We start from the raw sequence: 20,212 nt of genomic DNA on the forward strand, positions 1-20,212 counted from the left end.
ATTAATACTCCAACTCATCTTTGTGTACTTCATAATCAGCTTTAAGAGCATCAACTAGCTGCACAAAATCCTCAGGCAGCGGCGCAAACCACTCCATCTGTTCGCCCGTTATCGGGTGCTCAAGACGCAACATCACCGCGTGCAGGGCTTGACGTTTAAACTCTCGTAATACACGCAAAAAATCGTCGCTGGCGTTTTTCGGTGGGCGTGGGCGGCCACCGTAAACAGGATCACCCAACAACGGGTGCGCAATATGCGCCATATGCACACGAATTTGGTGCGTGCGCCCCGTCTCTAAACGCAAGCGCAAGCGGGTGTAATTACGAAAGCGCGCCATAATGCGATAATGCGTTACCGCAGGCTTGCCCATTGGATGCACCGCCATTTGTGTACGCTTTGTGGCATGGCGTGCCATCGGCTCGTCTACCATGCCGCCTTTGGTCATGATGCCAAAAGCAATGGCTTCATATTCCCGCGTAATTTTGCGCTTTTGAAGCGCGCTAACCAGCCGCGTTTGCGCAGGGATCGTTTTCGCCACCACCATCAAGCCCGTTGTGTCTTTGTCTAAACGGTGAATAATGCCCGCCCGTGGCACTTGCGCAATCGGCGGATAGTGATACAACAGCGCGTTGAGTACCGTGCCATCAGGATTACCTGCTCCTGGGTGAACCACCAATCCAGCAGGCTTGTTGATCACGATTATATCGTCATCTTCATAAACAATATCCAGCGGAATATTTTGTGGCTCAAAACGGTTTTCGTCCTCCACCTGCACACGCACCGAAATGCGCTCATCACCCATCATTTTCTCCCGCGGCTTATTCACTACCACACCATTCACCTGCACCAAATCTTGCTCAATCCACGTTTTAATGCGTGAGCGAGAATAGTCTGACAGCTGCTCAGCGAGCACTTGATCTAAGCGCTGCCCGAGCTGCTGCGGCGAAACGTCAACGATGAGTTCTAATTCTTTTGTCATAATTTTATAATTTCACTTAATTCTAATTTGCTTATTTGCTAATGATCGTTACAATACTAGATCATACAATGTGTTGTCCAATATTGTAGCGGAAGTTTGCCTGTGTAGTAACCTTTTGCACACAAAACGCACGTTTAATTTCATTAAGACATTAGGATCGATTTATGCATAAATTAAACTCCATTGCGCTCGCGCTTGTGACCGCACTTGCCATTACTGGCTGCTCAAGCAGCGATAAAAAAGTGGAAGAAGGCAGCGTTGAGCAACTCTATGCCAAAGCTAACACCTACTTGCAAGACGAAAACTACACCCAAGCTATCCGCTATTTTGATGCGGTGGATAGCCGTTATCCATTTGGTGCCTATTCCGAACAAGCGCAGCTGAGCTTAATTTATGCCAACTATAAAGCTGGCGAATACACCATTGCCCTGGCTGATGCGGAGCGCTTTTTACGCATGCACTCCACCAGCCAGCACCTTGACTTTGTGCTTTATGTGGCAGGCTTGATTAACTCTGAGCTTGGCCGCCACTTTATGCTGGATACCTTTGGTGCGGATCAAGCCCTGCGCGACCCTCTGCCAATGACCAATGCGCTTAATAACTTCAACACCTTGGTGCAAAACTTCCCGAACAGCCGCTACGCTGCTGATGCCAAAGCGCGCATATTGTACTTACACAATGCCTTGGCTCGTCATGAGCTTAATGTTGCACAGTTTTATTTCAAACGCGATGCCCACGTGGCGGTGGTTAACCGCGTGCTCGGCTTAGTAGATCACTACCCTGATACGCAAGCGATGTATCAAGCGTTGCCATTGCTGGAAAAATCCTATCTTGCGATGAACTTGCCAGCGCCAGCTAAACAAATTGAAACATTGATTGCGCAAAATAAAGATAAAACCTTCCCGAAAATCCCAGTTCCTGAGCGCGACGTGGAATTACAAGTGCCGAACGTATTAACATCGGCACAATAAAATATAAAGTGCGGTTCACTCATGGCAACCGCACTTTTTATTTTTATAAAAAACCGCACTTCATTATTTAAAAGTGCGGTTTTTCTTTATGGCATTAAAGGCTGCGTATCAGCGCCTTCCTTCTCGATCTTTGGTGGTAACATATGCTCACGACTAAGTCCTATATCGTAAGCAATTGCAATTGCAATATAAATTGTAGCATAAGTACCAAACCCAATTCCGATTAAAAGAGCCAATGAGAAATTATGAATACTTGGCCCGCCAAAAATAAATAATGCCAACACCACTATCAAGGTGGTAAATGATGTCATCAATGTTCTTGAAAGTGTTTGCGTTAGCGAAATATTGATAATTGTTTCTGTTTCGGTACGTCGAATTTTACGGAAATTCTCCCGTACACGGTCAAAGACAACGATACCATCATTGAGAGAATACCCAATTACAGACAAAATAGCTGCCACAAAAGTCAGGTCAATTTCAATTTGTAACATGGAAAATACTCCCAATGTGACAATCACATCATGCGCTAGCGCAACAATAGCTCCCGTTGCCAGCCGCCATTCGAATCGAAAACTTACATAAGCGAGTAAGGCAATGAGCGTGGCTAAAGTCGCATAAATCGCAGCATCTGTAAGTTCCTTACCAACATTTGGACCAACATATTCAATACTGTGTACAGTTATTTTGCTATCAATCTTTTTTAAAGCATCAATGACTTTCGCGCCAATTTTGGTATCACCTTCTGCTGTAGAGAGACGAATCATAACATCACGTGTGCCACCAGATGCTTGGACTATCGCACCACCAAAACCATTTTCAGCTAAAGTTGACCGCACTTTAGGCAAATCTGCAGGCTGTGAAAATGACGTTTCAATCACAGTACCGCCTGTAAAATCAAGCCCCCAATTAAAGCCTTTTGATACAATAAAAAATAAGGATATGACCACCACGATCACAGAGAAAATATAACCGATTAGGCGGAATTTCATAAATGGAATCAAACGACGAGCCAGTTTTACACTAGCCTCAGCTTCGTTATTTTTTACTTTCATTATTACCGCCCCCTAAATTGAAAGTTTACTAATACGTTTACCGCCATATAGGACATTCACGATAGCACGCGTTCCTGTAATAGCTGTAAACATGGAAATAGCAACACCAAGAGATAACGTAATCGCAAAACCCTTCACTGGCCCTGTCCCCACGGCATAAAGGATAACAGCCGTGAGAATTGTGGTTAAGTTCGCATCAAAAATACTCGAAAATGCGCCCTTATAGCCTTCATTAATGGCTTGCTGTACAGTTCGCCCATTACGAATCTCTTCTTTTATTCGCTCAAAAATGAGTACATTAGCATCCACCGACATCCCAACAGCGAGCACAATGCCTGCAATTCCTGGCATCGTTAATGTAGCTCCAGGTAGTAAAGACATCACACCAATGAGCAAAACAATATTAAGAATTAATGCAACATCAGCAATCAGTCCAAATTTACGGTAAACCACCACCATAAATAGTACGACAATGGCCAATCCCCAAATACTCGCATCCATGCCTTGCGCAATATTTTGTTTACCAAGCGATGGGCCGATAATACGTTCTTCCACAATTTGGATAGGCGCAATTAAAGCTCCCGCACGTAATAATACAGAGAGATTCAATGCTTCTGCAGGACTGTCGATCCCACTGATACGAAAATGATTACCTAAGCGATCTTGAATGGTTGCAACATTGATCACTTCATCGTGTTTTTCCAAAATTGGATGACCTTTATCGTCCACTTTACCACTATCTTTATACTCACTATAAAGTGTTGCCATGGGTTTACCAATCGCATCACGCGTAGCCGCCGCCATCATATTTCCCCCTTCACTATCAAGAGAAATATTGACCTCAGGACGCCCAGTGTTATTATCATTGCCAGATGTTGCACCAGTAATATGCTCACCACCCAAAATTAATCGACGATAAAGCACAACAGGATTACCATTACGGTCAAGTTTTACTTCTGAATCAGAAGGGACTAACCCTTTTGCTGCAGCACTGATATCGGCACTTTGGTTAACCATGCGAAACTCAAGCGTTGCAGTTGCACCTAAAATTTCTTTAGCACGCGCCGTATCCTGCACCCCTGGCAATTCTATTACTATTCGCTCAGCACCTTGGCGCTGAATAACAGGCTCAGCTACACCGAGTTCTTCTACACGCTTACGCAAAATCGTTAAGTTTTGCTCTATAGCATGCTCACGCACTTTAGCAAGTTCTGAATCAGACATCCCTACAACAAGTGTATTGCCATCTTGAATAATCTCTAAAGTAGGATCGATTTTTTGTACAATTCGTTTGGCATCACTTATTTGATGTTCATCAGCCAATGTAATAACCGTAGAATAATTGTCACCTGCACGAATATTACTATACCGCACCTTAGCTTTGCGCAAATCAGTTCGCAAGTTATCTTCTCGCTGCATTTCCATTTTTTCTAATGCCGATCTCATGTCCACCTGCATTAAAAAGCGCACCCCACCGCGTAAATCTAGGCCCAATTTCATCGGGCTGCCACCAATATCGGTTAGCCATTTTGGTGTGGCTGGTGCAAGGTTAAGCGCCACGGAATAACCGTCGCCCAAGCCTTCGGCAAGTTTATCTTTTGCGAGCAATTGCTCATCCGTGCTAGCAAATTTTGCCAACACAGAGCCTTCTTTTAAAGCAACAGATTTAGCCGATAGCTTATTCTGTGCAAGAATAGACTCAACATCTTTATATGTTTGTTCAGTAGCTTGATGCCCACGAGTACCAGAAACCTGAACTGCAGGATCTTCACCATAGAGATTTGGAAGAGCGTATAAAATACCAATGGCGACCAAAATGATCACCATTAGGTTCTTCCATAAAGGAAAACGATTTAACACAATGTTACTCCAGTGTGTATTGAATTAGAGGGATTTCATAGATCCTTTTGGCAACACAGCCACCACGAAATCTTTTTTGATGGTCACTTCGGTGCTGTCATTTAAGGCGATAACGATGTAGTCGTTTTCTGCAGACACTTTTGTCACTTTGCCAAGAAGACCACCAGACGTCAGCACTTCTTCACCTTTGGCAAGAGAATTCATTAAGTTACGATGCTCTTTATTACGTTTCGCTTGTGGGCGATAAATCATAAAATAGAAAATTAAGGCAAAAATAACCAAGATAAAAATCATTTGAATACCACCGCCTGCTTGCTGATCCATACATTAATCCTTTTGTTAATAAGTGAATAAAATTGCGCTATAAAAATAGCATAAAATCACAATAAAGTGAAAAAATCTTGCCTAAAAATCACAAAGTGCGGTCAAACCGCACTTTTCGTTTAAAAATTAGTCATCTATTAACGTTAATGGTGGCACAGGTTTGCCGATACGGGCATAAAATGCCTGCACAAAATCCTCTAGCTCACCGCGCTCAATCGCAGAGCGTAATTGTGCCATTAAGCGTTGATAATAACGCAAGTTGTGAATCGTATTGAGTCGCGCGCCCAAAATTTCACCGCACTTATCCAAATGGTGCAGGTACGATTTAGTGTAGTTTTTACAGGTGTAACAATCACATTCAGGATCAAGCGGACTAGTGTCGTCACGGTATTTCGCGTTGCGAATTTTCACCACGCCGTCGCTGACAAACAAATGCCCATTACGCGCGTTGCGGGTTGGCATCACGCAATCAAACATATCAATCCCACGGCGCACGCCTTCGACCAAATCTTCTGGCTTACCCACGCCCATCAAATAGCGCGGCTTGTCGGCGGGGATTTGCGGGCAGATGTATTCCAAAATGCGGTGCATATCAGGCTTTGGCTCCCCCACCGCCAAGCCACCAACTGCGTAGCCGTCAAAGCCAATGTCCAGCAGGCCTTCCAAGGATTTCTTGCGCAGCGGCTCATAAACACTGCCTTGAATAATGCCAAACAGCGCATTTTTGTTGCCAAGTTGATCAAAGCGTTCACGACAACGTTTTGCCCAGCGCAATGAAAGCTCCATTGACGTTTTGGCGTAATCAAAGTCAGCTGGGTATGGTGTGCATTCATCAAAGATCATCACGATGTCTGAGCCTAGATCATATTGAATTTCCATTGATTTTTCAGGCGATAAGAAAATTTTGTCACCGTTGATCGGGTGGCGAAAATGCACGCCATCTTCTTTGATATTGCGAATATCCGCTAAGCTAAACACTTGAAAGCCGCCTGAGTCGGTCAAAATCGGGCCATGCCACTGCATGAAATCATGCAAATCGCCATGTTTGCGCATAATCTCTTGGCCTGGGCGCAGCCATAGGTGAAAGGTGTTGCCCAACAAAATTTGCGCCCCTGTGGCTTGCACTTCTTCTGGCGTCATGCCTTTGACCGTGCCATAGGTACCCACAGGCATAAACGCAGGGGTTTCCACCGTGTATTCCCCGTGCGGGCGTGAAAAGGTTAAACGGCCACGGCGAGCGCGCCCGTCCGTTTTCTCTAAAGTATATTTCATGTTGACTCCAACGAATAAACAGTTCGAAAGATAATACTGTGCAAAGGTTAATCTAAGCCATGCACATCAGGATTTTTGGTGATAAACATCGCATCACCATAACTAAAAAAGCGATAATGCTCGCTAACCGCACTTTCATAAGCCGCCATCGTATGGCGAAAGCCTGCAAAGGCGCTGACCAACATCACTAGTGTCGATTGTGGCAGGTGAAAATTGGTAATCAGCGCATCGGTAACGAAAAACGGCTTGCCTGGGTAGAGAAAGATTGAGGTATCGGAGAAAAATGGCTCAAGTAACTGCGTTGAGCCTGCCGCTTTGGCCGCTTGCGCCGCACTTTCAATCGAACGCACGGATGTCGTGCCCACCGCAATCACGCGCTTGCCCGCCGCTTTGGTGGCTAAAATGGTCTCAACCGCACTTTGCTCCACTTCGACATATTCTGCGTGCATGTGATGATCTTCAATGTTCTCAACACGCACAGGCTGAAAGGTGCCGGCGCCGACGTGCAGCGTAACAAACACCATGTTCACGCCTTTAGCGCGCAATTTATCCAGCAGCAGCTCATCAAAATGCAAGCCCGCCGTTGGCGCCGCCACTGCACCAGGCACTTTATTATAGACCGTTTGGTAACGCTCTTGGTCAAGTGCTTCATCGGGGCGATCAATATACGGCGGCAATGGAATGTGACCAGCGCGTTGCAAAATGGCTAACAAAGGATCATTACATTCAAGCATAAATAGTGCACCTTCGCGCCCTGTCATACGCAATGCAATCCCATTGCCCTCGCCCAGTTTATCTTCCCCAACAATCAACACGCTGCCCGCTTTGGGCGATTTAGACGCGCGTACATGCGCTAAACATTGGGTTGGCGAAAGCAAACGCTCAAGTAAAATCTCAATTTTGCCGCCACTTTCCTTGCGCCCGTACAAGCGAGCTGGGATCACACGCGTGTTATTAAACACTAACAGATCGCCAGGATTAATCTTTTCCAGCACATCGGCAAAATGACGATGTTCAATCGCGCCTGTAACGCCGTCTAAACACATCAAGCGACTGCTGGTGCGCTCAGGCTTTGGGTAGCGCGCAATCAGCTCGTCGGGCAGTGAAAAATCAAAATCAGAAACTTTCATTTGGTCACCTTGTTAAAATAAGCCGTACAGTTTAATCCCGCCACTTGCGTTAGGCAAGCTAAACCGCACTTTTGCCAAGATTTCGCAGCATCAGTGCAAACCATGCCTGCGCGGTGGTGTAAAGTGCGGTTTTTTCCTCATCGCTGAAGGTTTGTTGCGTCAGCAGCCGCGCCCAGTATGGATTGTCCGCTTGTGTTTCAAACGCTTCGTTCATCATCGTCAGTGGTGGGGGCAAATTTTTTACACGCAACCACTGAGCTAATAATGCCTCATTTGGCAATGGTAAAATCCGCTGTAATGCGTGCTCAAACGCCGTAACATAGCGTGTCAATTCATCCATCGCTTGCGCAGGTTCCAGTGGCGCAAAACTGATCTGAGCGATGTTTTGTGAATCTTGCGCATGAAGGGCAAAAAATTGTGATGGCTGGCTGATCGCACGTTGCGCACACAGCATCAAGTGCTGTAGCCACACTGCAATGTAATCTTTGCTACGCAACTTACCCGCCCGCCAGTGAACAAACTGCCCGTGATACAGCGGCGCCAGCGTGCCTTCTAGCTGCCAGCCTGCAATCTGCAACCGAAATGGCAACTGGCTTGGCGTTTCGGCAAGATAAGGGGCAATTGCCTGCGCTAAATGGTGTAGCTGCTGCGTTTGAGCTTGCCCTTCCAGTGTCCCAAAATGGGCGCGCGGCAGTCTCCCTTGCAGCCGTGCTTGTTCAAGCGTGTGTGACCACTGTGCTGGCGGTTTGGCAAGCAGACGCTCACGCAAGTTGTATTGGCTGAGCGAATCAAGCTCAAAGTTTTCGCAATCACGCAAGTGCTGTGGTGAATTTTGCCAATACACGCCTAACTGGCGACGGAAAAAATACGCCACAGGGTCGGTAACAAATTCCAGCAAACGAGCAAATGCCAGCGGTTCACTGTGTTGCTCAACGCCGTGCGCCATCGGCTGGATAAACGGCGCAACCGCACTTTCACCGTTAAATAACCATTCTCGCGCAAAAGAGCGGTCTTCACCTTGAAAATTGCGTGGGCTAAATACCGCCATTGGCTGCTCACTGACCAACTGTTGCGCTGGCGTATCGGCGTGCTGCGTGATGTAATCAAGCAATTGACTCACCAATACCGACGGCTGGCGTGGCTCGTGTTTATCCAGCGTACGCCCCACATAGCTGATATAAAGTGTTTGTTCGGCAGAAAGCAACGCTTCTAAAAAGAGATAGCGATCATCTTCTCGGCGGACTCGATCACCTGCGCGTGCAGCGTATTGCATGAGGTCAAAACTCATTGGCGTGCTGGTGCGTGGGTAGTCGTTTTCATTCATGCCCAGCAACGCCACCACTTTAAACGGTATCGCACGCATCGGCAGCAAAGTGCAAAAATTCAACTTGCCTGTCAAAAAGTTAAAGGCCAGATCTTGCTCGTCTAGCTTGCCTTGCAAAAATTGTACCATCACGTTGGCGCTCACACGTTGTGGGCTGGCGGGCAGTTGGCTAAAAATGACGTCGAGCTGTTTGAAAATCCACTGTAACGTCGGCTGCGTTTGGCTGTTTTCGACAAAAAATGCCGCCACCAGCGCTTGCAGCTGTGCTTGCCAGTCGTGCAGCATCAAGCTCACACTTAAGCGCACTTGCCAATCACTCAAGGTATCTAAAAATTCCGCTAATTTACCGCTCAATTGCGCACTCAACCCATAGCTTAAGCCAAAGGGCATAATCGCCTGCCATGCACCGTCGTCTTCACGCATGGTTGCTCCTAGCAGCATACGTTTAAGCCCCGCCTGCCACGCATTCCAATTGCGTTCTGTATGGGAAACGGTGCTGGTTGCGCTGTCATCCAAACCGTAGCGAATATCACAGCTCGCCACCCATTGGCGTAAGGTGGACAGTTCTGACTCTGAAATGGCAAAACGCTCTCGCAACGCCGCCACATCAAGCAGCGCAAGCACCTCTTCTGCACTGAAAAGGCTTTCGTTAATGGTGAGCAACGTCAATAGCGTTGCCACAATTTGATCACTTTGGCTTAAAGTGCGGTCGGCGATGGCGTAAGGAATATAGCGCGGATCACTGCTGTCATAGCGCGCGAATACGGCGTGAATATAAGGTACATAGCGCTCCACATCAGGCAGCATGACCACAATATCTTTTGGGGTTAACGCTGGGTCTTGCTCAAAATAGTGCAGTAATTGCTGTTGCAACACTTCCATTTCTCGCATAGGGCTGTGGCAGGCCTTGATCGTGATGCTGCGATCCAGCGTCAATGCGGGCTTGTCATCAAGGTTTAAAATCGCATTTTGTATCTGCCCTAACAATGTGTGAGGATTATGCTCACGATAGCCCAATTCGTCACTGTTTGGGTGCTCACTGAGCAAATTAAAAAAATCACGCCCCATTTTGCCCCAGCTTGCCAGCAGCGGATGGCCAACTTCTGCCACGCGAGCCAAGGCAGCGGCTTTCGGGCTTAGTTTGCCTCGCAATTGCATACGTTTAAGATGCGCTTCATCCATAATATCCCCCCAAAAGTGCTGGCAGGGATTGGTGTAAAATACGTGGACATCACAGTGCTCGCCGATGGCTTGCAACATCTGCCAAAAGCTCGCAGGCAGCGCCGCAATACCGAACACAAATAGCCTTGGCGGGAAATATTTCACCTTGCCATGCGCAAGCGCATCTAAATAGTGCTGATGTAATGCGGCTCGATGCCAAGCTACCCCCTCATTGCCAGCCTGAATCCGTTCATACAGCGCGCGCCACAACACACCTTGGGCGCGTACCGCACTTTCAATTTCACTCAACAAAGCCTCACTTTCAGCACCTTGAGATTGCAAATGCGTGCGTATCTGCTCGCTCACCGCGCTATCACGCCCTGCTTGCCAATGCGCAATCCAATCCATCCGATAAACCAAATATTGGTCAAATAAGCTCGCTAACATGCTACATAGCCCATAACGCTTTTCATCATTATCATCGTCACCTAAATAAGCGCGCAGCTGCGTCAGTGCCGGGTGGTTAAGTTGTTCGTTGAGCACATCCATCAAATGCCACAACATAGCATCACGCGTAAACGCATTTTGTTCAGGAACACCGTCGAGCGCACGATGGTACTGATTCCAAATAAAACTGGCTGGCAATGGAAAACTGATGTTTGCAGCGATGCCCTGCGCTTGGGCAATGCTCAACTTAAGCCACTGCGCCATACCTTGGCTTTGCACCAAAATACGCTCACTTTCAAACACCCCAGCGCAAGGGGTGCGAAGCAAATCAATCAATTTGTTTTTATGACAATTGAGATCGTTAGAAAAATAGAGATGTAACACGCGTCCTCCTATGCTTATCGCTATTGTGAGCGAGTGTGACGCGCGATGCAACTGTTATTGCGACGACATATCCAGCGCCACGCGCCCGAGAGGATAATGCACTTGCACACCGCTGGCTTGGCAGCGGATGTTGAATGTAACGCCGTTTAAACGCAGCGTATGCTCACACCCTAAATTCAGGCGCAGACGCACCGTTTGATTGTGCGCAATCAAAAGCGCTTGCTGACGTTGGAAAATCACCGCACTTTGGCGATGCTGCGCTTGTTGCCAATGCTGAAACGTCATTATCAGCGCGCTGAACATCACCAATGCCAGCAACACGCCCATGACACTGCCGCCAGTTTTAAAGTGCATTGAAATCATGCCAACTCCTAGGCTCAATTTGCCAAAAACCGTGGCGATGAAGGCTTTCAAGTGCAATATCACGGTCAAACATAACCTCCACCGCCAATGTGATATGCCCTTGTGAAATCACCACGCCGTGCACCTGCCCACGCCCTTCAATAACACTGTTTTTCTGCGCAAACACCACCCCTGATACCGTTTCGTCAAGCTGCCAATGCTGCCCTGCTTTTAGCCACCAAATAGCTGGCTGCGAGACTGGTGCACGCCCCCAAAACTGCGCCGCCAACACCGCCCAATCGCGTTCAGGGATAAGCCTCTCAAGCGTTGTGAGATGCGCTGAGTGTAGCTCCTCTGGCGCCACATAAGGTAGAAAACGACACACTTGCCTATGGCTGATGCTGGCGTATGTATTCTGCGCCTGATGGCTCAGCACAAAGTGCGGTTTGTGCGCATGGCGGGCTTCACCACAGTGCTGGGATTGCCACTTGCCGCGCGCGTGAAGCTGATAGTCAAGTGCAAAATAGCCCTGTTGTTGCGCCAGCTGCGCGCGCTGCTGGCTTAATTGCAGTGCTTGAAAGAGGAAGACCGCACTTAATAGTGCGCCCATCACCGCAATGATACTCAACGCCACCGCGCCTTTTCGTGCTTTCATTTCAGTTGATTCTCGATAGGGATCACGACCGCACTTTGATAATGAATGTGCCGCCAACGCTTAGCTTTGTACCGCCCCGCGATGTCAACCCGCAGTGCTTTATTCACCACCAGCCAAGTAAAATTGAGCGCCGTGATTTGATATGTAGCGCTGTCCATTAAATCCCCCCAGCCTTTGGTATCACACCCTGAATCTGCAAGATACGCTTGGCATTCACTTGCCCGACACTGTTGCTGCGTGCCGCGTTTATACATGATGCGCGTTTCCACCATTTGGCTATTGAGGCGATAGCCCAACAGCTCAGTTTGAATGTCCAAAGTGCGGTTGCGCCCGCCTTGAGCACAAATGCTGTCATGGCGCGAGCCAATGCAACCACTTTGATCAACATCATACCAAAACAAAAAGCAGCTATTTTCACTCGCTCGCTGGGCTTGTGTAATCACCCCCGATGACGTCGCGTCACGGCTAAAAAGTGCGGCATTAGACACCCGCACTTGCTCTTGTGCGATATAGCCACTGCGGGCAATGTCTTTTGCCATGAGGTTAAGCACGCGGTGAATTTCACTTTGCAGCTGTAAACGCTTGTGGCTCGCTTGCTGAGTGTTGAGTGTCTGTGTAAAAAAGCGCACCATCAGCAACAATAATGCCGACCCAATCGCCACACTGACCATCATCTCCAGCAGGCTAAAACCGCGCAGCGCATACCTAACTCGCTTAGTTATCATACACACACGCACTCAATGATTGATTGTCTTTAATCCGCAGGCTGCCAACGTTAAACAGCGAGAAAATCGACCGCACTTTGCCCGCTTGCAGCACAAAACACGCTGAGGAAAACGTATCTCGAATGCCGTTGATGCGCGAAATTTCACGCGGATAGTACTTTTTGCTGACAATGCTCGTTTGCGCAAAGTGGGGGTAATAAAACTGCGCTTGAGTGTGTGCGGGGCAATGCTCGGGCGCAAAGCAGTCGCACAGGGTGTTGTCTTTTTTCTGCATACTAACACACCATTGGGCTTTATCCGCCTTACGCTGAATGAGAATAAACCAAATCTCGTTGCTATTTTGTGCCTTAATTTGCCCATAACGCAGAAATTGAAACAGCCCTTGCTGCTCCATCGTCAACGCATACTGTGCACTCAGGCGCTGCACCGCTGGCGTGGCGAGCATCGTAATCAGGCTGATTATTGCAACCGTCAGCAACATTTCCATCACTGTGAATCCTCTTGCCATGCTTGCTCCTTTCGCCTTTATGCTAACAAGCGCAACATCCAGTACAAGTGGCAAAGTGCGGTTTTTCGATCGTGATCGAAAAAGGGGCATTAGCCCCTTTCGTATGATTTGGAAAAAGGTGACCGCGTTAGCTTAAATCCACATCTTTTGCAAAAAGATAGGTCAAAACAAACCCTGTGATATACGCTGTCACGGTGCCAGCGAGGTAGATAGCAATGGCGGTGAATACACCCTCATTCGAGGTCAATAAAGGAATGGCCAGCAAACCAGACGGCCCGAAAACACTATTAAGCCCCATCGGCAAGCCGAAATAAGCAATCAACCCAATCACAAAGCCGCCCGCAGCGCCACCAATACACGCGGTAATAAACGGTTTCACCCGCGGCAAGGTCACACCATAAATCAATGGCTCACCAATGCCCAAAAAGCCTGGAATGATTGCGCCTTTAATTTGGTTGCGCAATTGGGCGTGTTTGTCCGCCATCACATAAAGCGCAATCGCCGCACCCACTTGACCCGCACCCGCCATAGCAAGGATTGGGAACAGGGCATTAAAGCCTTGCGTTTCCACCAACGCAAAATACACTGGCACAAAACCTTGGTGAATACCGAGCATTACTGAAATCAAGAACAAGCCCGCCAACACCGCACTGCCGATAGGATTACCGTTTAAGTGCGTGAACAGGTAAGACATACCATTAAACAACACCACACCGATTGGCATAATCACTAAGAAAGTGAACACGCCCATGATCACCAGCGTGATGGTGGAGGTGAGCAGCATATCGAGATTTTCAGGGATAAATTTACGCACCCACTGCTCCACTTTAGCGCCCAAAATCGCGGCAATCAGCACCCCGATAATATTCCCACGCGGGTCAATCGCCATACCGAAAAAATCACTCATGCCAGAATAGATGCCCTTGGTCGCTTCTGGATTGTAGCCGAGAATGAACAAACTGGCGATAATCGCGCCATTCACCCCCGTGCCACCAAAAGCTTTGGCGGCGTTGTAGCCAATCATAATGCTTAAAAAGCTAAATAAACCTTTGCTGAATATTTTTAAATAGGCAATACTCGACACCAAGGTCGCATTTGGGTTATCCACGCCTGCCACAAAAGATTGCTGCAACACGGTCGCGATCCCAAGCAGCAGCCCCGCGCCAATAAAGCCAGGAATCAACGGAGTAAAAATAGTGGCAAATTTCGTTAAAAATTGATGCACCCGCGTGGTGTGTTTTTGCTTAATGTGTTGCTTATTCTCTTTGGCAATTTGCGACAAATCTGCTGTTTTGCTGCTGCCCTCAAGCATGGCTTGACACAGCGCCGCCGCTTTACCCGCTTTGCCTGGGCCTAAGATAATTTGCACTTGATCTTGCAAATCCACCACGCCCATCACACCGTCGAGCTTGCGTAATGCGGCGTTATCAACCGCACTTGGGTCGTGGAGTTTGACCCGCAGGCGTGTCATGCAGTTGCCCGCACTGACGATATTCCCCGCGCCACCGAGATAGGTGACAATTTGCTCAACCATTGCTTGTGTTATGTCTGCCATAATGCGCTCCTTATTGCTTAAAATGGGCCGCAAGTGCTTTTCGAATAAAGCCTTTGTGCGCTTGCAGTAATTGCTTGGCCGCGCTGGCATCAAGTGCGGTCAAAATCATCAAAATTGCCGTTTTGCAGTGCCGATTGCTCGCCTTAAGTGCCGCTTTGGCCTCAGCCTCATCACAATCCGTGGCCTGCATCACAATGTTCACTTGGCGTTCCAATAACTTTTTATTACTCGGCTGCACATCCACCATCAAATTGCCAAATACCTTGCCTGAGAGGATCATCGCCCCCGTTGACAGCATATTCAACACCAACTTTTGCGCTGTGCCCGCTTTCATGCGTGATGAACCGCTCACCACTTCGGCTCCCACAATCGGCGCAATGGCAATTTCCGCCATGCTCAACAACGGTGAAGTGCGGTTGCAGGCAATGCCCACCGTCACGCAGCCAAGCTCTTTGGCATATTGAATGCCCCCGAGTACATAAGGCGTGCGCCCGCTGGCCGCAATGCCCACCACCACATCGTGCGCGGTGAGATCAACAGCGACAAGGTCAGCCTCACCTGCCTGCGCATCATCTTCTGCGTTTTCAACGGCTTTGAAAACCGCACTTTGCCCCCCTGCAATCAACCCTTGCACCTGCTTCGGGTCTGTGCCGAAGGTCGGTGGACATTCGCTGGCATCCAAAATGCCAAGCCGCCCTGATGTGCCCGCACCAAGGTAAATAAGCCGCCCGCCCTGCGCAAACGCATCCACGATCGCATCCACTGCGCTGGCCACTGCGGGCAAGGTTTTTTCCACCGCGTGGGCAACACCTTTGTCTTGATCATTGATGATCTTTACCACCTCAAGGCTGCTGAGCGTATCAATCTCGCGTGATGCCGCCAAGCGGCCTTCGGTGGTCAATTGCTGAATATTTTCGCTCATAACATCTCCTTTTTCTCTACTTTGGCAGATCGCACAAAAAATGCCAGCACCAAAATGCGATTTTGTGAGCTAGGTTACGTTTAAATTATTTGATCTTATTCGCATTTTTACGCATTGGTGCTACTCAAATACGGCAAAAGCGATTATGTTAATGATCTGTAAAATCCAAAAGGAGGCGGTATGAGTGGTTTAGGTTTAGTCATTTTGTTGAGTATAGCCATTATCTTTATTGTGGTGTCCACCGCAAAATTTAAGCTCCACCCGTTTGTGGCACTATTGATCGCCGCCTACGGCATTGCGCTGGGCTCAGGCATCACGTTAGATGATACGGTGAAAACCATCACTTCAGGTTTTGGCGGCATTTTAGCCTACATCGGGATTGTGATTGTGCTCGGCACCATCATTGGCACCATTTTGGAAAAAACTGGTGCGGCGATTGCGATGGCGGATTACATTCTGCGCAAAGTCGGCCGCCAACGCCCCGCACTGGCAATGACTATTATCGGTTACATTGTCTCCATTCCTGTGTTTTGTGACTCGGGCTTTGTGATTCTCTCCGCGTTGAAAAAATCTCTCGCCAAACAAACGGGCAAATCGGCTGTGACGCTCACTGTCGCACTGGCCACGGGGCTTTACGCCACGCACACCTTAGTGCCACCCACTCCTGGCCCCATTGCCGCGGCGGGTAACTTGCATGTTGACAATTTAGGGCTGGTGATTTTATTTGGGCTGGGCATTTCCATTTTCACGGCACTGGCAGGCTTTGCCTACGCCCAATGGATTGGCAAACGGGTGAAATCGGGCGAAGATGAAGCGATTAACCTGCGTGAGCATGACGATGTGCGCACCCAATACGGCAAGTTGCCCTCCACTCTCAACGCCTTTTTGCCGATTATCGTGCCGATTGCCTTGATTGCGCTGGCCTCGGTGGTGAAACTGCTGTTTGGTAAAGAGCAAAGCGTACTGCTCAGTGCCATTTATTTCTTAGGTCAACCTGTAACCGCACTTTTAATCGGCTTGTTCTTCGCCTTTCGCCTGCTGCCGCACTGGAATGAAGAAACGCTCAATGGCTGGATTGGCAAAGGCGTGAAAGATGCTGGCTCCATTCTCATCATCACCGCCGCGGGTGGCGCACTCGGCAGCGTGCTCAAAGCCAGTGGCATTGGCGATTATCTCGGCAGCGCACTGCAATCGATGAGCTTGGGCATTTTGGTGCCGTTTGTGATTGCCGCCGCGCTGAAAACCGCGCAAGGCTCCAGCACCACCGCGCTAGTAGTGACTTCCACTATCATTTACCCGTTGCTACAACCGTTGGGGCTAGAGAGCACCATCGGCTCGATTTTGACCATCATGGCCATTGGCGCAGGTGCGATGACCGTATCCCACGCCAACGACAGCTTCTTTTGGGTGGTGGCAGAATTTAGTGAAATGGACGTGGCCACCGCCTACAAATCCCACACCATGGCCACCTTGGTGCAAGGCTTGGTGACCATCACGATTGTGGCGTTGCTCTCAGTGGTGTTATTGTAAAACACAAAGTGCGGTTAACCGCACTTTAGTTTTTCAAATGCGCAACGCCGTATTGGTAGAGTGCATTTTTTTTCATGTCAAAAAGCTCGGCGGTGATGCTGGCGGCTTTTTTCAGGGGCAATTCGCGGCTTAATAAGGTCAGCGCTTTGATAGCCTGCTCGGGTATGTCTGACGTTGCAACCGCACTTTGCCCTTCGACAATCACCACCATTTCGCCTTTGCTGCGGTTGGCATCTTCCCCCACCCACTGGCATAACGCCTGAAGGGTGTCGCCGTGAATTGTCTCCCACGTTTTCGTTAATTCACGCGCGAGCACCACATAGCGATCATCGCCAAAAATAGCACGCATATCGGCCAGCGTGTCTTCAATGCGGTGGGTGGATTCATAAAAAATCAAGGTGCGCGGCTCATCGCGTAGCGCGCGCAATTTGTCGCCACGCGCTTTCGGCTTGGCGGGCAAAAAGCCTTCAAAACAAAAACGATCCGAGGCGATGCCAGCGGCGCAAAGTGCGGTAATCAGCGCGCTTGCGCCTGGAATTGGCACGATGCGAATGCCCGCTTGGCGGCAAAAGCGCACGAGATGAAAGCCAGGATCGCTTATTAATGGCGTGCCCGCATCGGAAATCAGGGCGATATTCTCGCCACGCTCAAGGCGGGTCAGCAACTGCGCCATCTTGTCACGTTCGTTGTGGTCATGCAGCGCAAAGAGCGGTTTTTTAATGCCAAAATGCGTCAAAAGCCCTGCGCTGTGGCGAGTGTCTTCTGCGGCAATGAGGTCAACCGCACTTAGGGTGTCCAACGCGCGAGCGCTGATGTCTTGCAAATTCCCGATCGGGGTTGCCACAATATATAAAATTCCAGGTTCTGTCGCCATATTTTACGCTCTTTGATTGATTTTCATGCGGGAGATAAGTAAGATCACGCAAGCTATTCTAACCAATTTGGAGCTACTATGCCGACTACTTTTTCTCATCGCAATAAAATTAAACACTTTGTTGCCTCCACCGCCATGGCATTATTGCTGTCTGCGTGTGGCACATCGCTGTTTAACAACCCGTCTGCTATTTTGTTACAAGATGCCAATGGCAACTCTGAATTCTACCTCAACCGTGCAGAGCAAGCACAAGATGTGGTAGAAAAACAAAACTTCCAATTGCTCGCCGCACGCGTGTTGTTAGGCGAAAATAAAGTGCGCCAAGCGGAAGTGTTACTCAGCGAAATCAACGATAAAGACTTAAGCGAAGAGCAATTATTGGACAAAAATTTAGTCAGCGCACACATCGCCGCCATTAAAAAGAAAAACACCCAAGCGGCAAAAATGCTCAAAGCCATTCCCCTTGAAGGGCTAAGCGCCTCGCAAAAAGCGCGTTATTGGCAAATTCAAGCACGCATTGAAAGCAACCAAAATCATACCATTGAGGCGGCACGCGCCTTGATTAATGCTGATAATCTCATCACTGACAACGAGCGCAAACAACAAAACATCAATCAAATTTGGCGCTTATTACGCTCTGCGAATGCAGGCAAACTCAACGCCACGCAACCACAAGCGGGCGAAACCGCACTGGCAGGCTGGCTTGCGCTGATCAACACTTACAATAGCACTATTTCACAACCAGAAAATATGAAAAGTGCGGTTGAAAACTGGCGTGCGCAATATCCAAACCATAGCGCGGCTTATATGCTGCCGTCTGAATTACAAAACGCCCTGAACTATCAGCATGTGGCGTTAAATCATGTGGCTTTGATGCTGCCATTAAGTGGTAACGGGCAGCCGTTTGGCGACATTATTTTAAAAGGCTTTAATGATGCAAAAGGCGCTGAAAGTGCGGTCAGTGTGACCACTTACGACACCGCATCAGGTACGCCAGTGGCTGATTTGCTTGAACAGGCCAAAATGAGTGGTGCCGAAGCCGTTGTTGGCCCTCTTTTAAAACCTAATGTTGACGGCATGCTGAATGCGAACACCACTGGCTTACAAGTGCTCGCACTCAACAGCACAGCCAACAATCGACCTGCGGTCAATATCTGCTATTATGGGCTTTCCCCTGAGGCCGAAGCCCGTTCTGCGGCGGATAAGATGTGGGCCGATAACGTGCGCACGCCTTTGCTGGTTGTGCCGCAAAATGACCTTGGGCAACGCACCGCTGCCGCCTTCAACCTGCGCTGGCAACAGCTATCAGGGCTAGATGCGCAAACCCAGTTTTATAACACCTCAGCAGATATTTTATCAGCCTTGCAAAGTGGCCTCGCGAACGGCGCCAATGGCGAACAGCCCGCCGTTTATATTGTTGCCAACAGCCAAGAATTACTCGACATCAAAAACGCTATCAACAACGCCGGCTTTGGTGCGAACTTGCCGCTTTATGCCAGCTCTCGCAGCAACAGCCCGAATAATGGTGCCGACTATCGCTTGACTATGGACGGCTTAAAATTCAGTGAAATTCCATTTTTAAGTGATGCTCACTCAAGCCAATATGCCCAAGCCAACAGCCTCACAGGCGGTGACTACACCATGATGCGCCTTTATGCGATGGGCGCTGACGCATGGCTTTTAATCAATAAATTCAATGAGCTGCGCCAAGTGCCAGGCTTTAGTATCAACGGCTTGACAGGTAAACTCAGTGCGGGCAATGGCTGCACCATCGATCGCGATATGAGTTGGTTGGAATACCGCGGTGGGCAAATTCGCGCGTTAAATTAATGCCTAATCAACGTGCTATCGGCGCGGCTTACGAACAACGAGCGCGCCGATTTCTTGAGCAGCAAGGCATGCGATTTCTTGAAGCTAACCGCACTTTTAAAGGCGGCGAGCTGGATTTAGTCATGCAAGACGGCCACACCATCGTGTTTGTGGAAGTGCGGTTGCGCAAAAATAATGACTTTGGCAGCGCGCTGGAAAGCGTTTCCACAACAAAACAAAAACGCTGGATTCATGCCGCAGAATTATGGCTTTTAGAGCGCCAACAAAGCATTGAAACCGCACTTTGCCGCTTTGATTTGATCACCTTTGACTTAAACCAAGTGCAGCCGACGTGGTTTAAGCATTTTATTGAGTTTAATTCATGATA

Annotated in this window: 18 protein-coding genes; 4 read left to right on the forward strand and 14 right to left on the reverse strand. The window is 48.6% G+C overall.

Annotated elements, in window-relative coordinates:
* Position 1: 1 nt before the first annotated feature.
* A complete protein-coding gene (rluD, locus tag HPC38_RS05300; RefSeq protein WP_208120251.1) occupies positions 2–979 on the reverse strand; it encodes a 23S rRNA pseudouridine(1911/1915/1917) synthase RluD in 978 nt (325 codons plus the stop codon).
* A 164-nt stretch (positions 980–1,143) separates the two neighbouring features.
* Between rluD and HPC38_RS05305 the strand changes: the two genes are divergently transcribed.
* Positions 1,144–1,950, forward strand: coding sequence for an outer membrane protein assembly factor BamD (locus HPC38_RS05305; protein ID WP_208120252.1), 807 nt, complete (start codon positions 1,144–1,146; stop codon positions 1,948–1,950).
* A gap of 86 nt (positions 1,951–2,036) precedes the next feature.
* Here HPC38_RS05305 and secF read toward each other — a convergent pair whose 3' ends face one another.
* The 12 genes from secF to murQ form a co-directional block, all read right to left on the reverse strand.
* Complete coding sequence (gene secF, locus HPC38_RS05310) at positions 2,037–3,002, reverse strand: protein translocase subunit SecF (RefSeq protein ID WP_208120253.1); 966 nt, start codon at positions 3,000–3,002, stop codon at positions 2,037–2,039.
* Positions 3,003–3,014: 12 nt separating this feature from the next.
* On the reverse strand, positions 3,015–4,862 hold the full coding sequence (secD, locus tag HPC38_RS05315) for a protein translocase subunit SecD (RefSeq protein ID WP_208120254.1): 1,848 nt from the start codon (positions 4,860–4,862) through the stop codon (positions 3,015–3,017).
* A 24-nt stretch (positions 4,863–4,886) separates the two neighbouring features.
* Positions 4,887–5,186, reverse strand: coding sequence for a preprotein translocase subunit YajC (gene yajC / locus HPC38_RS05320; protein WP_208120255.1), 300 nt, complete (start codon positions 5,184–5,186; stop codon positions 4,887–4,889).
* 126 nt (positions 5,187–5,312) lie between these two features.
* Positions 5,313–6,458, reverse strand: a complete 1,146-nt coding sequence (gene tgt / locus HPC38_RS05325; protein ID WP_208120256.1) for a tRNA guanosine(34) transglycosylase Tgt — start codon at positions 6,456–6,458, stop codon at positions 5,313–5,315.
* Positions 6,459–6,505: 47 nt separating this feature from the next.
* A complete protein-coding gene (gene queA, locus HPC38_RS05330; protein ID WP_208120257.1) occupies positions 6,506–7,588 on the reverse strand; it encodes a tRNA preQ1(34) S-adenosylmethionine ribosyltransferase-isomerase QueA in 1,083 nt (360 codons plus the stop codon).
* 58 nt (positions 7,589–7,646) lie between these two features.
* Positions 7,647–10,904: an exodeoxyribonuclease V subunit gamma gene (gene recC, locus HPC38_RS05335; protein WP_208120258.1), complete on the reverse strand. Its 3,258-nt coding sequence runs from the start codon at positions 10,902–10,904 to the stop codon at positions 7,647–7,649.
* A gap of 54 nt (positions 10,905–10,958) precedes the next feature.
* Positions 10,959–11,267, reverse strand: a complete 309-nt coding sequence (locus HPC38_RS05340) for a DUF5374 domain-containing protein (protein ID WP_208120259.1) — start codon at positions 11,265–11,267, stop codon at positions 10,959–10,961.
* Positions 11,248–11,901, reverse strand: coding sequence for a DUF2572 family protein (locus tag HPC38_RS05345; protein WP_208120260.1), 654 nt, complete (start codon positions 11,899–11,901; stop codon positions 11,248–11,250). The genes HPC38_RS05340 and HPC38_RS05345 overlap by 20 nt, the downstream gene beginning before the upstream one ends.
* On the reverse strand, positions 11,898–12,626 hold the full coding sequence (locus HPC38_RS05350; protein WP_208120261.1) for a prepilin-type N-terminal cleavage/methylation domain-containing protein: 729 nt from the start codon (positions 12,624–12,626) through the stop codon (positions 11,898–11,900). Before HPC38_RS05350 ends, HPC38_RS05345 begins: the two co-directional genes overlap by 4 nt.
* Entirely contained in the window at positions 12,616–13,134 is a 519-nt protein-coding gene (locus HPC38_RS05355; RefSeq protein WP_208120262.1) for a pilus assembly FimT family protein, read from the reverse strand. The genes HPC38_RS05350 and HPC38_RS05355 overlap by 11 nt, the downstream gene beginning before the upstream one ends.
* Before the next feature lie 127 nt (positions 13,135–13,261).
* Positions 13,262–14,689 carry a PTS N-acetylmuramic acid transporter subunit IIBC gene (gene murP, locus HPC38_RS05360; protein ID WP_208120263.1) on the reverse strand — a complete coding sequence of 476 codons (1,428 nt, stop codon included), beginning with the start codon at positions 14,687–14,689 and terminating at the stop codon, positions 13,262–13,264.
* Between the two features lie 10 nt (positions 14,690–14,699).
* Positions 14,700–15,611, reverse strand: coding sequence for an N-acetylmuramic acid 6-phosphate etherase (gene murQ, locus HPC38_RS05365; protein ID WP_208120264.1), 912 nt, complete (start codon positions 15,609–15,611; stop codon positions 14,700–14,702).
* Between the two features lie 180 nt (positions 15,612–15,791).
* Between murQ and HPC38_RS05370 the strand changes: the two genes are divergently transcribed.
* Entirely contained in the window at positions 15,792–17,141 is a 1,350-nt protein-coding gene (locus HPC38_RS05370; RefSeq protein WP_208120265.1) for a GntP family permease, read from the forward strand.
* Positions 17,142–17,166: 25 nt separating this feature from the next.
* Here HPC38_RS05370 and rsmI read toward each other — a convergent pair whose 3' ends face one another.
* Positions 17,167–18,015 (reverse strand): 16S rRNA (cytidine(1402)-2'-O)-methyltransferase, encoded by an 849-nt coding sequence (gene rsmI, locus HPC38_RS05375; protein ID WP_208120266.1) that lies wholly within the window; start codon positions 18,013–18,015, stop codon positions 17,167–17,169.
* A gap of 78 nt (positions 18,016–18,093) precedes the next feature.
* Here rsmI and HPC38_RS05380 point away from each other — a divergent pair, with 78 nt between their 5' ends.
* Together HPC38_RS05380 and HPC38_RS05385 are read left to right on the forward strand one after the other, a co-directional pair.
* Entirely contained in the window at positions 18,094–19,845 is a 1,752-nt protein-coding gene (locus tag HPC38_RS05380) for a penicillin-binding protein activator (RefSeq protein WP_408021845.1), read from the forward strand.
* Positions 19,845–20,210, forward strand: a complete 366-nt coding sequence (locus tag HPC38_RS05385) for a YraN family protein (RefSeq protein ID WP_208120267.1) — start codon at positions 19,845–19,847, stop codon at positions 20,208–20,210. The genes HPC38_RS05380 and HPC38_RS05385 overlap by 1 nt, the downstream gene beginning before the upstream one ends.
* Positions 20,211–20,212 lie beyond the last annotated feature (2 nt).

The organism is Spirabiliibacterium pneumoniae, from assembly GCF_014884995.1.
Lineage (GTDB): Bacteria > Pseudomonadota > Gammaproteobacteria > Enterobacterales > Pasteurellaceae > Spirabiliibacterium > Spirabiliibacterium pneumoniae.